This window comes from Bradyrhizobium erythrophlei, assembly GCF_900129505.1.
Classification (GTDB): Bacteria; Pseudomonadota; Alphaproteobacteria; order Rhizobiales; family Xanthobacteraceae; genus Bradyrhizobium; species Bradyrhizobium erythrophlei_D.
The window spans coordinates 5,653,500-5,669,050 of the sequence record NZ_LT670818.1; the positions used below are offsets into that span (position 1 = coordinate 5,653,500).

14 protein-coding genes and 2 pseudogenes are annotated in these 15,551 nt (G+C 62.1%); 11 read left to right on the forward strand and 5 right to left on the reverse strand.

Features of this window, described 5'->3' with window-relative positions; all coding sequences use genetic code 11:
- Positions 1-567: 567 nt before the first annotated feature.
- Positions 568-1,830, reverse strand: a complete 1,263-nt coding sequence (locus B5525_RS26035) for an NAD(P)/FAD-dependent oxidoreductase (RefSeq protein WP_197687843.1) — start codon at positions 1,828-1,830, stop codon at positions 568-570.
- An 80-nt stretch (positions 1,831-1,910) separates the two neighbouring features.
- Between B5525_RS26035 and B5525_RS26040 the strand changes: the two genes are divergently transcribed.
- The 5 genes and pseudogenes from B5525_RS26040 (at position 1,911) to B5525_RS26060 (ending at position 5,185) form a co-directional block, all read left to right on the forward strand.
- Positions 1,911-2,369, forward strand: coding sequence for a TIGR01244 family sulfur transferase (locus B5525_RS26040; protein WP_197687844.1), 459 nt, complete (start codon positions 1,911-1,913; stop codon positions 2,367-2,369).
- On the forward strand, positions 2,366-3,031 hold the full coding sequence (locus B5525_RS26045; protein ID WP_079568577.1) for a peroxiredoxin: 666 nt from the start codon (positions 2,366-2,368) through the stop codon (positions 3,029-3,031). Before B5525_RS26040 ends, B5525_RS26045 begins: the two co-directional genes overlap by 4 nt.
- A 32-nt stretch (positions 3,032-3,063) precedes the next feature.
- A pseudogene (locus B5525_RS26050) lies at positions 3,064-3,930 on the forward strand (MBL fold metallo-hydrolase); the annotation flags it as partial.
- 2 nt (positions 3,931-3,932) lie between these two features.
- Positions 3,933-4,238: pseudogene (locus B5525_RS26055) on the forward strand (ArsR/SmtB family transcription factor); the annotation flags it as partial.
- 167 nt (positions 4,239-4,405) lie between these two features.
- Complete coding sequence (locus B5525_RS26060; RefSeq protein WP_079568578.1) at positions 4,406-5,185, forward strand: sulfite exporter TauE/SafE family protein; 780 nt, start codon at positions 4,406-4,408, stop codon at positions 5,183-5,185.
- 497 nt (positions 5,186-5,682) lie between these two features.
- Here the strand turns inward: B5525_RS26060 and B5525_RS26065 are convergent, their stop codons facing one another.
- The 3 genes from B5525_RS26065 to B5525_RS26070 form a co-directional block, all read right to left on the reverse strand.
- Entirely contained in the window at positions 5,683-7,248 is a 1,566-nt protein-coding gene (locus B5525_RS26065; RefSeq protein WP_244567580.1) for an L-piperidine-6-carboxylate dehydrogenase, read from the reverse strand.
- Between the two features lie 270 nt (positions 7,249-7,518).
- Positions 7,519-7,695 carry a hypothetical protein gene (locus B5525_RS45480; RefSeq protein WP_172899973.1) on the reverse strand — a complete coding sequence of 59 codons (177 nt, stop codon included), beginning with the start codon at positions 7,693-7,695 and terminating at the stop codon, positions 7,519-7,521.
- Positions 7,696-7,905: 210 nt separating this feature from the next.
- A complete protein-coding gene (locus tag B5525_RS26070) occupies positions 7,906-8,598 on the reverse strand; it encodes a TetR family transcriptional regulator C-terminal domain-containing protein (RefSeq protein WP_079568579.1) in 693 nt (230 codons plus the stop codon).
- 256 nt (positions 8,599-8,854) lie between these two features.
- On the opposite strand from B5525_RS26070, the gene B5525_RS26075 reads away from it, so the two are divergent.
- Genes B5525_RS26075 through B5525_RS26095 form a run of 5 tightly spaced genes read left to right on the forward strand, consistent with a single transcriptional unit; the run spans position 8,855 to position 13,613 of the window.
- The gene (locus tag B5525_RS26075) at positions 8,855-9,202 is read left to right on the forward strand and encodes a RidA family protein (RefSeq protein ID WP_197687845.1); all 348 of its coding nucleotides are present in this window, start codon (positions 8,855-8,857) and stop codon (positions 9,200-9,202) included.
- A gap of 18 nt (positions 9,203-9,220) precedes the next feature.
- Positions 9,221-10,540: an aromatic ring-hydroxylating oxygenase subunit alpha gene (locus B5525_RS26080; RefSeq protein WP_079568581.1), complete on the forward strand. Its 1,320-nt coding sequence runs from the start codon at positions 9,221-9,223 to the stop codon at positions 10,538-10,540.
- On the forward strand, positions 10,537-11,022 hold the full coding sequence (locus tag B5525_RS26085; RefSeq protein ID WP_079568582.1) for an aromatic-ring-hydroxylating dioxygenase subunit beta: 486 nt from the start codon (positions 10,537-10,539) through the stop codon (positions 11,020-11,022). The genes B5525_RS26080 and B5525_RS26085 overlap by 4 nt, the downstream gene beginning before the upstream one ends.
- An 8-nt stretch (positions 11,023-11,030) precedes the next feature.
- Complete coding sequence (locus B5525_RS26090) at positions 11,031-12,092, forward strand: NADP-dependent oxidoreductase (protein ID WP_079568583.1); 1,062 nt, start codon at positions 11,031-11,033, stop codon at positions 12,090-12,092.
- Between the two features lie 33 nt (positions 12,093-12,125).
- Positions 12,126-13,613 carry a nuclear transport factor 2 family protein gene (locus B5525_RS26095; RefSeq protein WP_079568584.1) on the forward strand — a complete coding sequence of 496 codons (1,488 nt, stop codon included), beginning with the start codon at positions 12,126-12,128 and terminating at the stop codon, positions 13,611-13,613.
- A 42-nt stretch (positions 13,614-13,655) separates the two neighbouring features.
- Here B5525_RS26095 and B5525_RS26100 read toward each other — a convergent pair whose 3' ends face one another.
- Positions 13,656-14,426: a GntR family transcriptional regulator gene (locus tag B5525_RS26100; RefSeq protein WP_244567581.1), complete on the reverse strand. Its 771-nt coding sequence runs from the start codon at positions 14,424-14,426 to the stop codon at positions 13,656-13,658.
- 122 nt (positions 14,427-14,548) lie between these two features.
- Between B5525_RS26100 and B5525_RS26105 the strand changes: the two genes are divergently transcribed.
- Positions 14,549-15,427, forward strand: a complete 879-nt coding sequence (locus B5525_RS26105) for a fumarylacetoacetate hydrolase family protein (RefSeq protein WP_079568585.1) — start codon at positions 14,549-14,551, stop codon at positions 15,425-15,427.
- Positions 15,428-15,551 lie beyond the last annotated feature (124 nt).

The following is a 15,551-nucleotide window of genomic DNA, read 5'->3' on the forward strand; positions in this document are numbered from 1 at the left end:
CGAGTGACGCGAAAGATTGGAGAGCACACGCTGAGACCATAGCTTCCGCCGAAGTGTGAGGCGATAGCGGCCCGGAGTATTGCGTTGACGGACGCGAGCAACTTGTCCAATTGATAAACGAACCGGGTCCCATTGTCGCAAGCGCATTGTCAAGAAGAAGCGTGTTTGCAACGTCCATGTACCCTGCAAGAAATTGCAGCGGGTTCATCATCAGACTTCTGATGGCCGCTAATGGCGCGAAGCGGTCATTCCAGCTTGAGATTGTTGAGTCATGGATTGCATAGCGCCCGCCAATCGGGTTTTTTGGAAATAGCAAGGTTGTCTCCAGATACCCAATTCACCCCACTCTGGAGCGAAATCGCCGACAGCCTCCGGCGGGCATTTAGGAGATGGCGGCCGGAGACTGGGTTGATCTACAAATGCGTAGCCGGCGCGGCAGTTTTAATGCGCACGACGACATCCCTGATCGGCTTCTTCATGCTCGCCACGTTCGATTATGCTGGCTGCAGGCCGGTCGTGCCGAACGCGGGCGCATCCGGCCGCATCGCCGACGCGCCCTCGGCAATGTCACCAGCCCCTCGCGCGGTGAGGGATGTCGAACTCGCCGCCCTTGAACATGTGAGACCAGTAGAGCCAGGGCAGCAGCTTCGTCTTCAGGAGCCACATGCTGCGGCGGGGAACGCGCGGGTCGAGCGGGAAGCTCGGCGTCACCTTGCCACCATAGGCGAACTCGGCGAGCACGATCTTGCCATAGGCAACGGTGAGCGGGCAGGACCCGTAGCCGTCATAGGCTTTCGGCAGCGGCTCGCCCTTCATGGCGGCGAGCAGATTGGCGACCACGATGGGCGCCTGTATGCGCACCGCCGCTGCAGTCTTGGTGTTTGGCGTGGAAGTCGCATCGCCGAGGGCGAAGATATTCGGATAGCGCAGATGACGCAGGTTGGCGGGATCGACCTCGATCCAGCCGGCGGCGTTTGCGAGCGGACTTGCTCTGATGACATCGAGGCCGGTCTGCGGCGGCACGACATGGATCATGTCGAAGCGCTTCTCGACATCGGAGACCTTGCCGTCCGCGCCGGTCACGGAAAACAGCGCCGTCTTCGCAGGCCCGTCGATCGCCTTGAGATTGTGCTTGTAGGCAACCTTGATGCCGTAACCGTCGACCGCCTTCTGCAGCGGCGGAACGAAGAACGGCACGCCGAACAGGACGTCGCCCGCCAGGTTGAATTCGAGCGAGGCGGACGAAAGCTTGCGATTGCGCCGCAGGTGATCGGCCATGAGATACATGATCTTCTGCGGCGCGCCGGCGCATTTGATCGGCATCGCCGGCTGCGTGAACAAAGCATTGCCGCCGCGAAAGCCCTTGATCAGCTGCCAGGTGTACTCGGCGGTGTCGGGCCGATAATTGCTGCAAACGCCATTGCGTCCCAGCGTTTCCGTCAGGCCCTCGATGGCGTCCCAATCGACCTTGAGGCCGGGGCAGGCTACCAGGAAGTCGTAGCGGATCTGCCGGCCGTCCGAGAGCCAGATCATATTCTCTTCCGGATGAAAGCCTGCCGCCGCGGCCCTGATCCATGTCACGCCTTTCGGGATCAGCTTTTCTTCACGTCGTAAGGTTTGCTCGCGGCGGAAAACGCCGGCGCCGACCAGCGTCCAGCCCGGCTGGTACCAGTGAAGCTCCGACGGCTCGACAATCGCGATGTCGAGGCCCGGGTCGTGGCGCTTCAATTCCGCCGCGACGGTGATGCCGGAGGCGCCGCCCCCGACAATCACGATGGCATGTCTCACCTCTGCGATGCCCGCCGCTCCTCTTTGCACCATAGCGTCCATGGAAGTCTCCTTCGTGATCTGCTCGCCCCTTTGTCACTTACATTTTTTCATATATCATTATATCTAATTATATAGTGACGTTGGGCAAGGTCAAGGAGCCCCTGATGAAACCTATTGCAGTCACGGAAAAGCTCGCGGTCGCCCAGCAACCGAAACTTTCGGATTTTCAAGAGTTTAAGCGGCAAGGGTTCACGACAATCGTGAACAACCGGCCGGACGGCGAAGACCCAAACCAGCTCGGCTCGGCGGCAGAGGAGGCGGCCGCCCACGCGGCCGGGCTCGGCTACGTCCACATCCCCGTAACGAGCACGGCCATGACCGAGGATGACGCCCGACGTCTCAAGGAGGCGATCGAGCAGGCGCCCGGCCCCGTCGTCGCGCACTGCAGGAGCGGCGCGCGATCCTTCCGCCTTTGGGTTCTGTCAGGGGATCTCGATTCACACACGGATGCCGAGCTGCTTGCCAAAGCGGCAGAACTCGGCATCGACCGGTCCTGGCTTGCCGCACATCGCAACAGCTCCGGAGGAGACAAGAAATGAACGAGCCCGTCCTTGAACGATCGACGCCGGCGATCGTGACCCGCCCGCTCCTGATAGGCAACCCTGCGCCACGCTTTTCAACCCGCACGACCATGGGTAACCGATCGCTGGACGATTATCGCGGCCGCTGGCTGGTGTTTTTCTCGCACCCGGCGGATTTCACGCCCGTCTGCACCAGCGAGTTCGTCGCCTTCTCGAAAGCCTACGGCCGCTTTCAGGCGCTGGGTTGCGATCTCCTGGCCCTCTCCGTCGACAGTCTGTACTCGCACATCGCCTGGGTGCGCTCGATCCACGAACGCTTCGGCGTGACGGTGCTCTTCCCAATCACTGAGGATCCGTCGATGGCGATCGCCGCCGCCTACGGCATGATTCATCCGGACGCGGCCGACAGCTCCACCGTGCGGGCGACCTTTGTTATCGATCCCGGCGGCCTGATCCGCGCCATGGTCTGGTATCCGATGTCGACTGGCCGCTCCGTTGAGGAAATTCTCCGTCTGGTCGAAGCGCTGCAGACCTCCGACAAGGAAGCCGTGTCAACGCCCGAAGGCTGGCGCCACGGCGACCCCGTCATCGAGCCGGCGCCGATCACCGTCGATGCCCTCAACGATCAAGACCCGTCCGGTGACACGCTGGACTGGTATTATCGCTTACGAAAACTGTGAGGTGGATGATGAACCGGATCACGCTCGTCAAACCCGACGTCAAAGGCTTCTTCGACCGGCGCACGTCGAGCATCCAGTACGTCGTCAGCGATCCGTCCACCGGTGCCTCCGCTATCATCGATCCCGTGCTCGACTTCGACGAGAAGTCGGGAGCGACCGGGACCATCAATGCGGATGCAATCCTTGGCTATGTGGCCGAGAATGACCTGACGGTCGCATGGATTCTCGACACCCATCCGCACGCCGACCATTTTTCGGCCGCGCATTATCTGCAAGAGAGAACCGGCGCGCCGACGGCGATCGGCGAGCATGTCGTCGACGTGCAGCGCCTCTGGAAAGGTATCTACAACTTGCCGTCGCTGCCATCCGACGGGTCGCAATGGGATCGACTATTCGCGCATGGCGACCGCTTCAAGATCGGCTCGCTCAACGCGCACGTGCTGTTTTCGCCCGGACACACGCTCGCCTCGATCACCTATGTTATCGGCGATGCCGCCTTCGTCCATGACACGCTGTTCATGCCGGATGGCGGCACGGCGCGCGCCGATTTCCCCGGCGGCAGCGCCAAGACGCTGTGGGCATCGATCCAGGACATTCTCGCTCTTGCCGACACGACCCGGGTCTTTACCGGTCACGACTATCAACCCGGCGGGCGAGAGCCGCGCTGGGAAAGCACGGTTGGCGACCAGAAACGCCTGAACCCGCATCTGGTGGGCAAGAGCGAGGCAGAGTTCATCGCGCTGCGCGAGGCCCGCGATCGGACGCTCCCGATGCCGAAGCTGATCCTGCATGCTCTGCAGGTGAACGTCCGTGGTGGGCGTCTTCCCGAGCCCGAGGACAATGGTGGACGCTATCTCAAATTTCCACTCAATGCCCTTGCGGGCGCAGCCCGGGAGTGATCATGCGCAAGCCACAGAAGCGCAACTCCAGGATTACGCGTGAAAAGGCGGAGGCCGCCGGCGCGTTCATGAAGAGCCTCGCCAATCCGAACCGGCTCATGATCGCTTGCGCGCTGCTCGACGGCGAACGCTCCGTCGGCGATCTCGAAACCGATCTCGGGCTTCGCCAGCCAAGCCTGTCGCAACAGCTCGCCGAGCTGCGTGAGAGCGGCGTCGTCGAGGCGCGTCGCGAGGTCAAGCAGGTCTTCTACCGGATTTCGGATCAGCGTGTGGTCGCCTTGCTTGCGACCCTGCACCAGATTCTCTGTGGAGAAATGTCGGGCCTCACGTTTGCGGTCCCACCGCCACCAGCGGCACTGACTCGCAAGAAGTTCACGGAAGCTGCCATGTTCGCCCGCGTCGAGCCAGGTGGCACAACGGTATGAGGGAAGGTCGATGTTGTCGTCCCCGCTGAGCCCGTGAAAGGAGCGCCAGCATGATCGCGATGATCAGCGTCGCACTGGCTTCCGGAGCCCTTGTCGGGTTTTCGCTAGGACTGATCGGAGGCGGCGGCTCCATCCTGGCAACGCCGCTGTTGCTCTACGTTGTGGGCGTGGCTCAGCCCCATGTCGCAATCGGAACCGGCGCGCTTGCAGTATCGGTGAATGCTTTCGCCAGTCTCGCCGGCCATGCCCGCGCTGGAAACGTGCGCTGGCGATGTGCGCTCGTGTTCGCCATCGTCGGCACGCTCGGCGCCTTCGCCGGATCGAGCCTCGGCAAGCTCGTCGACGGTAATCGGTTGCTGTTTCTGTTCGGACTCATCATGATCGCCGTTGGTGCGATGATGCTGCGGCCGCGCCGCGAAAATGCGGCGGCCGAGCGGGAAACCAATCTCGCAACCTGCCTGCTGACCGCGGCGGTCGCGTTCCTGGCCGGCATGGCGTCGGGATTCTTCGGCATCGGCGGCGGATTCCTGATCGTGCCGGGCCTGATGCTGGCTACCCACATGCCGATGATCAAGGCAGTGGGCTCCTCGCTACTGGCAGTAGGCAGCTTCGGGCTCGCCACGGCGATCAACTACTCGCTGTCCGGTCTGGTCGATTGGCGGATCGCCGGTGAGTTCATCGCCGGCGGCATCGTGGGCGGGCTCGCCGGCATGATGCTGGCTAATCGGCTGTCGCGCGGCAAAGAGACGCTGAAGCGCGTCTTTGCGGTCCTGATCTTCATGGTGGCCGCCTACGTCCTCTATCGCAGCGGACAAACGATGATGAGTTAGCCGGCCCCTCTTTCCTGCGCCGCGCTTGAGCACTGTTTGCCCACCGGCCGCTATGCCGCGGCAACGGCCGAACATCGCGAGCCGTATGAATCGAGAGGTTCACGTCCGGTTCTGGGAGCGCCCGAGGGTGAAAGTCCCTGACCCGACCTCGCCAGGAACGTCCCCTTCTGGCGCAAAGCGGTCATTGAGCAAAGTGCCGACATCCGCTAGGCGCGAGCGCTCTGACGAAGCGCTTCAACGGTCTGCAGTCGCTTCTTGTCGGACATCAAGGTCTTCGCGGGGTCGGACGGCCCGCCAAGCCTCGTTCCGCGATCCTTCTCGCCGCACGACTGATGCGGATTCGCATTTTGTAGTCCCCGAAGTCGATACCTTCGCAAAGATAGAAGGGGGACGAATTTCGGAGCCTTACCATCTCTCGATCGCGACTGATCAGCCTCGAAGTGAGTTCGTCTGGCGGTAGCGACAGCAACTCGTCCCATTCACGCACGAAAGTCCATTCAATCCACATCGAACGTGACGCCTTGGGCGAGCGGCAGCGTGCGGCCATAGTTGATCGTGTTGGTGGCGCGGCGCATGTAGGCTTTCCATGCGTCCGACCCGGATTCACGCCCGCCGCCGGTTTCCTTCTCGCCGCCGAATGCGCCGCCGATTTCTGCGCCCGAGGGGCCGATGTTCACATTGGCGATCCCGCAATCGGAGCCGCGCGGCGACAGGAAGGCTTCAGCCTCGCGCAGATCGTTGGTGAAGATCGAAGACGACAGGCCCTGCGGAACGGCATTGTGCAATTCGATCACGGCATCGAAGTCGCTGTATTTGATGACATAGAGGATCGGCGCAAAGGTCTCGCGTTCGACCGGTCCGGTCTGGCCGCCGATCTCGACCAGCGCCGGGCGGACGTAGAAAGCCGCATCCGCGCCTGCGACGGTGACACGGTCGCCGCCGACAATGGCGGCACCCGCGGCCTTGGCTTCGCCGAGGGCGCGCTGCATCGATTCGTAAGCGAGGCCGTCAATGAGAGGGCCGACCAGATTGCCGGTGAGGGGATTGCCGACTGAGACGGACGCGTAGACATTCTTCAGGCGCGGCACGAAGCTGTCGTAGATGCTCTCGTGAACGAAGAGGCGGCGCAGGGTGGTGCAGCGCTGGCCGGCCGTGCCCATTGCCGCGAAGGCGACTCCGCGCAGCGTCAGGTCGAGATCGGCCGTCGGCGTGACCACCGCCGCATTGTTGCCGCCGAGCTCCAGAATGGCACGGGCAAAGCGCTGCGCGAGCTTCGGAGCGACGGCGCGTCCCATGGCGGTCGAACCGGTCGCCGAGACCAGGGGAACCCTGGGGTTGTTGACGAGGGCCTCACCGATCTCGCGCCCTCCGACCAGCACGGCGGACAACCCGTCGGGCGCCGAGCCGCCATCGGCCTTGAAGCGCCTCAGAGCGCGTCCGAACAGCGCGTCCGCCGCCAAGGCGGTGAGAGGAGTCTTCTCTGACGGCTTCCAGACGACGCTGTTGCCGCAGACCAGTGCCAGCGCGGCATTCCATGACCAGACCGCGACCGGGAAATTGAACGCCGAGATGATGCCGGCGACGCCGAGCGGATGCCAGGTCTCCGCCATGCGGTGCTCGTGGCGTTCCGTGGCGATCGTCAAACCGTAGAGCTGGCGGGAAAGCCCCACGGCGTAGTCGCAAATGTCGATCATCTCCTGGACTTCGCCGAGACCTTCGGACTCGATCTTGCCGGCCTCGATGGAAACGAGCCGGCCGAGCGTGCGCTTGTTGCTGCGCAGCTCTTTGCCAAGCAGCCGCACCAGTTCGCCGCGCTTGGGACTTGGGATCAGGCGCCATCCGAGGAAAGCCGCATGAGCCTTTTCGATGGTCGAGGTCGCGCCGGCGGTATCGACCTCCCTGACATGCGCCACGGTTTCGCCGGTGATCGGGGTCTTCGCAACCAGCGTGCCACCGGTATAGCTGACGGGTTCGACACCGAGCTCAACCAGAAGCGCGTCGACCTCGGCCTTGAGCGAGAGGTTTCCGGCCTGGGCGGATGGTTTGATCGTATTGACTGACATGAGGGGCTCTTTCCAAGGGTTCGCGTTAATTTCAAAGGGGCTGCTGTCAGCGGTTGGCTGGAGACTTCACGATCGTTCTCCGTCAGGCGCTGGCCTTGAAGGCGATCTGCGGCGACCCCAGCCGGATCAGCGCCCGCTCCAAAGAGGCGCTTTCCGAGAAAGCCGGGTGCGGCAAGACCAAGCCTTAGCTGGAGTGAAGCCGGCTTGTCTGTCAATGCAACGAGCATTCGATCCGCGCCGGCCGCGCCAATCAAAGAAACGCCAAGCGCTCTAGTCTTCGTCCGGCTCGCGCACGACCGGCGGTTCGTCGGCGCGGTCCCCTTCCTCTTCGTCCTCGTCCTCTTCGTCTTCATCAGGACCTCGGGGCGGCATCATGTTGCCCATGATCACCAAGGGACTCCAGTCGATCAACCTGGTGGAAAATTCCTCGGGGATGTGTGGGGTCATGTTGTTGCTCCTCGGGTGTGGACCCTAGGGGATTTTACCCCTTCTGCTGTCATTCGGCATTGACCCCTTCACCGTTGGGTAGATCAATAGCTTAGCTCGTCGATCGGCGTCGGGACCCCAGGCCGCCGATTAACATCCTCAACCCTGGCACGCAGTTTCGCGACCGGCGTCTGATGGCGCTACGGCGTCTCCACTGCCTCCGAGGGACGCTCACGTCCTCTCGGGGCTGCGAGCGCGCGCCGTCGGCCGGTCTTCAGGCTTAGGCGTCTGGCCCAGCGCTTTCTCCAGGATCCAGCGCGCAGTTGCTCGCACCTGTTCCAGGTTGATGGCGTCACCTTCGAGCAGCCACTGGATCGCGATCCCGCGGAGCATTCCCACGAGAACGAGAGCAATTGTTTCGGTGTTCACTTCGCGCGGGTGCTTTCCGATCCTGGTTTCGTCGATGCTTTGCTCAAATGCTTGTCTCAGCTGAAGATTGTGCTCGGCATAGTCGGCGCGATCAGGCGATTCCAGGGTCAAGGCTTCGGTCAGCAAGATATAGAGCGCGCGTCCGCCCTCGTCGGCGTGGGAGACCCAGTCCAGATAGGCATCGAATGCGTCGATCGGGCGTCGCGCCGAGGCATGTGGCTCCCATGTGTCGTAGGACTGCTGGCGTATGGTCATCCTGACGTTTCGGATGAACTCGGCGCGTGAGCCAAACCGGGCCCCGGCCATCGCATGGCTGAAACCGGAACATCGTCCGACTTCCGCCAGCGAGAAGTTCGAGCCCCGTCTGGCAATCAGGCCAACGGCGCCCTTCAGCAGCTGCTCGTCCGAGGCGGCCCGCCGCTCCTGCTGGGTGCGCTTCGATTTGGTGGTGCGCGCGGCGCGCTTTGGCGGTTGAGTTTTTTTGCGTGCTGTCATTCCGGGCGTCACCTGCTTTGGCCGACGTCGTTACTGCGAGCCTTAGAGCGCTTGCGAAGGCGAGTCAAACATGATAGTAGTTGATAAACAACTAAGATAATTGTGCATCCGCTGCTCCACTCGCCGTCGGCGATCTGAGGGGTTGCGGTGAGATGCGGAGAGCGACCAACGCGAAGCGGAGAGGAAAATGTCCAAGAGTACGAACGGCGCGACGCAGCGCACCGCTGTCTACGTCAGCGGGATGAGTTTCAGGGGAATGCCGGTTCCGTTCGGGAGTCGTAAGGGCCCGCTGTTCGCCTCGAGTGGCATTCCGGGCAGCGATCCAGAGACAGAGCTTTTTCCTGAAGATGGGGCCCTTCAGGTCAAATTCCTGTTTGCAAACATCAAGCGCGGGATCGAGGCCGCCGGTGGCAGCCTCGAGGACATCATCAAATGCACCTTCCATCTTCGCGATGAAGAGATCCGCCAGCATCTCAATGCAAGCTGGGAGGAGTCGTTTCCGGACCCGGCCAGCCGTCCGGCACGCCACACGCTGATGCTGCATAATTTCCCGCGAGAGATCGCCGTCATGGCCGAATTCCTCGCCGTTCTTCCCGCGAACTGACAAGGAAAGGTCAAGGCGATGAGTGCGATTTCCGGCGCGCGGACGACCGGTCCGGCGAATGCGAAACCCTGGATCTTGGAAAACAAGGGCGAGGGGCGGTTTGACGTGCGAAGGGCGGCGTTTACGGCTGATCTCGTCGAAGCGGAAATGAGAGGCATCTTCGACCACTCCTGGCTTTACGTCGGGCACGAGTCCGAGATTCCAAACAGCGGCGATTTCGTCACGCGCACCGTTGCCGGGCGGCCGCTGGTGCTGGTGCGGTCGTCGGATGGGATGATCCGCGTGCTGCAGAATTCGTGCTCGCACCGCGGAGCAGAGGTGTGCCGCGAGCGGCGCGGAAATTCGCGGCTGTTCGTTTGCCCGTACCACGCTTGGACCTTTCAGAATGATGGCCAATTGCGGGGCACGTCGTTTCCGGACGGCGTCTCGAAGGGCTTCGACCGCAAGCGGATGGGGCTGAAGACGCCGCCGCGGACGGAGATCTACCGCGACCTGGTGTTCGTTAGTTTCGATCGCGACATCGTCGACCTGCAAACCTATCTGGGGCGGGCGAAGGACTATCTCGACCAGATTCTCGATCAGGGGGAGTCCGGCACCGAGATCGTCGAGGGCACCCACGAATATTCGATCGATGCAAACTGGAAGCTGCTGATCGAGAACAGCATCGATGGCTATCACGCGCCATCGACGCACCAGCGCTATTTCGACTATCTGAAGCGGAATTCCGGCAGCATCGACCGGGGGCCTCAGCGCTATTCGCGCGGAATGGACCTCGGCAACGGGCATGCGCTCATGACGGGTGAAGCGACGTTCCCGCGTCCCGTGGCGCTGTGGGCGTCCATGTTGGGAGACGAGGCACAACCGGAGCTCGATCGGGTGATGAAGAGGCTGGTGGAGCGGTTTGGTCCCGATCGCGCCGATCGGATCGCGACCCACTCGCGAAATCTCTTCATTTTCCCCAACCTGATCATCAACGACGTTCAGGCGATCACCGTCCGGACCTTCTTTCCGATCCGGCCAGATCGGATGAGCGTGATTTCATGGGCTCTCGCGCCAAGGAACGAGCCGGAGGGCCTGAGAAAGGTTCGACTGGACAGCTATCTGAGCTTCCTTGGCCCTGGCGGCTTTGCAACGCCTGACGACATCGAGCTTCTGGAAAGCTGCCAGCGCGGCTTCGCCAATCGCGAGGCCGAATGGTCGGACTTGTCTCGTGGCATGAGCGACGCGGAGCCGGACATGTTGAGCGAGGAGCAGATGCGGGCCTTCTGGCGGCGGTGGGACCACATGATGCGTGACGACGGAGCGCCGGCGTCGACAGTGGCAGGAGAGCGCATATGAGCACGGCGTCACTGCGGTCGGAGATTGAGGATTTCCTCTATCGGGAAGCCTCGCTCCTGGATGGTTGGCAACTCGACGAATGGCTCGGCCTGTTCGCGCCGGACACCTTCTACGGCGTGCCGTCGCCGGATGCGCCGGATTCGAATTCCGATCGCTCGCTGTATCTGATCGCTGATGATCAGACCCGGCTCGCCGATCGGGTCACGCAGCTTCTGGGGAAGGAGGTCTGGGCAGAGCGGCCGCGCTCGAGAACGCGACGGATGATCACGAATGTCGTTCCGAACGAGACGGCGAACGGCGACATCGAGGTATGGTCGAACTTCGCGCTCTACCGAACGAGGCTCGACAAGATCGGCGTCTTCTTCGGACGGCACAACCACCTCTTGCAGCGTGTCAAGGGCGGCTTTTCGATTCGCCGAAGGCTTTCGGTGCTGGACCTCGAGTCGCTGCAATCCGTCGGCAAGATCAGCTTCATCCTGTAGGCGATCAGATGAGCAAGCAAACCCGGCGATGGGTGCTGGCACAACGACCCCATGGCGTCGTTCAGTCCGACGATTTCCGTCTCGAGACCGTGCCTCTTGGCGCTCTGCAGCCCGGGCAGGTCCATGTCCGGGCGGTTGCCTTCGGCAATGCGCCAGCCATGCGCGAATGGATGGATGAGTACAGTGAGGGAACGGCACCTCCCATTCTCGTCGGGGAGCCGCTGCGCGGAGGCGGGGTCGCGGTCGTCGTCCATTCGGCCCATTCCGAGTTTCGGGAAGGCGACATTGTCACGGGGCTGATGGATTGGTGCGAGGAGGCGATCATCGATCCGCACCAGGTCTGGCCGCGTGATGCGAAAGCCTGGGCGGGCGCCAGGAGATATCGGCTGCTGGATGCGGGCTCAGATCCAGGGTTGGCGCTGGGTGTCTTGGGCGGCAATGGGTTGGCCGCGTATTTCGGAATCATGGATGTCGCGCAACCAAAGGCGGGCGAGACCGTGGTCGTTTCCGCTGCAGCCGGGTCGGTAGGATCAATTGCGGGTCAAATCGCGCGGATTTGCGGTGCGCGCGTCATCGGCATTGCCGGCGGCAAAGGCAAGATCCGGCAACTTGTCGAAGATCTGGGATTCGACGCGGGTATCGATCGATCCGCGCCTGACTTCGCCCTGCAGCTTCGGAACGCCTGTCCCGAAGGCATCAATGTCTATTTCGACAACGTGCAGGGCGAAGTGCTCGACACTTGCCTCGAGCACCTGGCCAAGGGTGGTCGCGTCGCGATGTGCGGCGGCGTTTCGGTGCTGAACGAGGACGGGGGGCGCGCGCGCTATAATTTGATGCGCGTGGTGTGGAAGCGCGCGCGACTGCAGGGATTCAGCATCTTCGAATATTCCGAGCAAAAGCGGCATGAAGCGCTTGAGCAACTCGGGCAATGGATCCAGCAGGGCCGACTTCGCATTATCCAGGAGCACAGGCACGGCTTCGATCAGCTGCCCCGGGCGTTCATCGATCTATTGGCGGGCCGGAGTTCCGGCAGCCAGGTCGTCTGGATGCGCGGGACCGATCTCAAGTAACCTCAGCCACTCAGGCCGGCAACAGGAAGCGCCATGAACCCGACCATGACCCCGGAAGAAGCGGCCGATCGCCTCGCTATCAGGGAACTGATCGACGCCTATGCCCATTGCGCCGACCGGCGCGACGCAAGCGGGCAGATGGCGCTCTTCACTGAGGACACGGCGTTTCACGTTTTCATGGACAGTCGCTCGTCCGAGCCGACCTACGTCCTCCACGGCCGCAGCGCGCTTGCGCCTGTCTTCGCTGATTTGAACCAATATCAGGCGACGACGCATTTCAACGGCCAGAGCACCATCCGCCTCGATGGTGACGGAGCGACCGGTGAAAGCTACTGCATTGCCCATCACGTGAGCCTGGACGGCGACAAGCGCACCCTGATGATCGCGTCGATCCGTTACCTGGACAAGTTCGTGAAGCAGGACGGCGCTTGGCTCTTCGCCGAGCGCAAGCTCATGGTCGACTGGACCGAAACACGCAGCTCGGCTCCCAAGCGCGGCGAGACAGGAAAGGCGGCAGCAATGAAAAACCGGCAAGTATGGCTATGTTCACGCCCCAACGGAATTCCGCAGCCGACGGACTTTGCGCTACGCGAGGCGGAGGTGCCGAGGATTTCGGACGGCGAGTTCCTCGTTCGCAACATCTTCCTGTCGGCAGATCCGGCAATGCGCGGTTGGATTGCCGACAAGAGCACCTATTGGCCGAGGATAGAAGTTGGCGACACCATGCGCGCATTCTCGGTCGGGGAGGTGATCGAATCGCGAAGTCCTGGCTATGCAGCTGGCGACAAGGTCATGGGTATATTCGGCTGGCAGGACTATGCCGCAGCCAAACCGCAGCAGGTCATGCGGAAGGTCCTCGAAGATGATCTTCCCCTGTCGCTCTCGCTCGGCGTGCTCGGACTGAACGGCCTGACGGCCTATTTTGGTCTGCTGGACGTCTGCCGGCCGAAGACCGGGGAAACCGTCGTGGTCTCGACGGCCGCCGGTGGGGTTGGCTCTGCCGTGGGCCAGATCGCGAAGATCAAGGGGTGTCGTACCATCGGGTTCGCCGGTGGTGCGGAGAAAGTCCGGCAGTGCATCGAAGAGTTCGGCTACGATTCCGCCGTCGATTACAAGTCGACGGCGGATCTTGATGGAGCGATCGCCCGGCTTTGCCCCCATGGCATCGACGCGTTCTTCGACAACACGTCCGGTGCAATTCACGATGCCGTTGTCCGGCAGATCAATGTCGGAGCGCGCATCGCTATTTGCGGGACCGCCTCGTATGCGAGCTGGGATCCCTGGAACGAGGGACCGCGGCCGGAGCGGCATCTGCTCGTCAAGCGCGCAATCATGCAGGGCTTCCTCACCACCGATTTTGCTCCACGGTATGAAGAAGCCATTGCCGCGCTGGCTGGCTGGATTCGTTCCGGCAAGCTTCGGTATCGCGAGGACATGCAGGAAGGCATCGAGGCCGCTCCCGCATCGATTGCGATGCTCTACGTCGGGGAGAACCGGGGCAAGCTGGTCATCAGATTGTAGCGACACCCGGTTTGCCCATGCCGGGCGGGAGCTGGCAGGTCGTCAGGCGGATGCCGTGCTGCGCTTGCGTTTTAGACCTGGGCCTTCAGACGTATTAGTCTCGCCTGGTTTTGCCCTGGAGGATCTCGCAGGCAGCTCGCCCTGAGACGATACGGCGTCGAGAACGACCTTTGCGGTTTTTTGCAAATGCGCGTTCATCAGTGCGACCGCGTGTTCGCTGTCCCGCGCCAAAGCGGCCTCTGCAATCTCGCGATGTTCCTTATCGAGGTCTCGATCCACCTTAGACAAGGGACCGGTAAACCACCGGTAGCGTGCAGAATGATTGAAAAGAACCGCTCGCAGATGAAGAAGCCACGGGCTTCCGCATCCCGCTGCGAGGGCTTCGTGAAAGATCTCATGGGCCTTCGCATATTCGTTGCTATAGCGGCGCGCGGCCTTGTCTGCCCATACCGGCGTATTCGTCAGGCGATGCAGCGCGGCGACCACCTGCGACTGCCACTCGATTCCACCTTTCTCGATCGCGCCTTGAAGACAGAGCGCCTCAATGCTGCATCGAACGTCGGTCAGATCGCGAAGGGCATCGACCGACAGTGGCGCGACGCGGAAGCCTCGCTGCGGTTCGCTGACGACAAACCCCTCCGATGCGAGGCGCGACAGCGCCTCACGCACGGCGCTCGAGCCGACCGCAAAGCGACGGCACAAATCGTCGATCTTCAGTTTCTCTCCGGGCGCGAAGTTGCACGCGAGCAGTTCAGAGCGAAGCTCCGCATAGGCTCCGTGGGTGAGGCTTGTGGGTGATTCCATGGTGCTCATAGCCATACCGGACGGAATGACGAGAGTCACTTGTAAATATGCATACTTTAGAAATTATGCATTTTCTATTGTAATATGCATTTTATGTGATATAGGAGATCGCACACGGAGGAAAACGCCCCATGCGCTTCATCGCCTATGAAAGAAACGGAACGCGCGGCCTCGCGGTGGCCGATCAAGCCGGCCGGCACTGGGGGCTTGATGACGGCGGAGCGCATGGCAGGCTCGAAAGCGCCCTTGCCGGCGGACGGGACGGATTGAAGGATCTCGCAGCGGCTCTCCTCAAGGGCGAGCCGATCGATCCCGAAGCGGTGAGCTTCCTTCCGCCGCTGTCCGCACCCGGCAAGATCATCTGCGTGGGATTGAATTACGCGGACCACACCGCCGAAAGCAGCATGCAGCAGCCGGACTACCCGACGCTCTTTGGCCGGTTCGCGTCGAGCCTCATCGGGCACGGTGCGCCGATCGTGCGACCGACTGTCTCGGAGGCGCTCGACTATGAAGGGGAGCTTGTCGCTGTCATCGGGCGCGGCGGCCGTCATATCCCCCAGTCCGCGGCCCTCGACCATGTCGCCGGATATTCGATCTTCAACGATGGTACGATTCGCGACTATCAGTTCCGAACGCCGCAATGGACCATCGGCAAGAATTTCGACAGCACGGGAGCATTCGGGCCCGCATTTGTAACGGCCGACGAACTTCCGTCAGGTGCGAGCGGCCTGAAACTCGAGACGAGATTGAACGGGACGGTGATGCAGAAGGCATCGACCTCCGATCTGATCTTCGATGTCGCAACGTTGGTCGCGCTGATCAGCGTGGGCATTACGCTGTTTCCGGGAGACATCATCGTGACCGGCACGCCGTCCGGCGTCGGTGCTGCACGCAAACCGCCTCTCTATATGAAGCCCGGCGACGTCTGCGAGATCGAGATCGAGGGATTGGGCGTTCTGCGCAATCCGATCGAGCTTGAAGCCAAGGACGCGGTGCGTGCGGCCGCCTGACCCCGGGGTGATCCTGTCACTCGCGGATTCGAGCGGACATCATATCGGTTGCCGTGGAGGCGAGGTCTTGACCAGAGTCGATTAGCGCACTGCCTTGGCTCAACGGAGTTGATCAGGCCGGGCC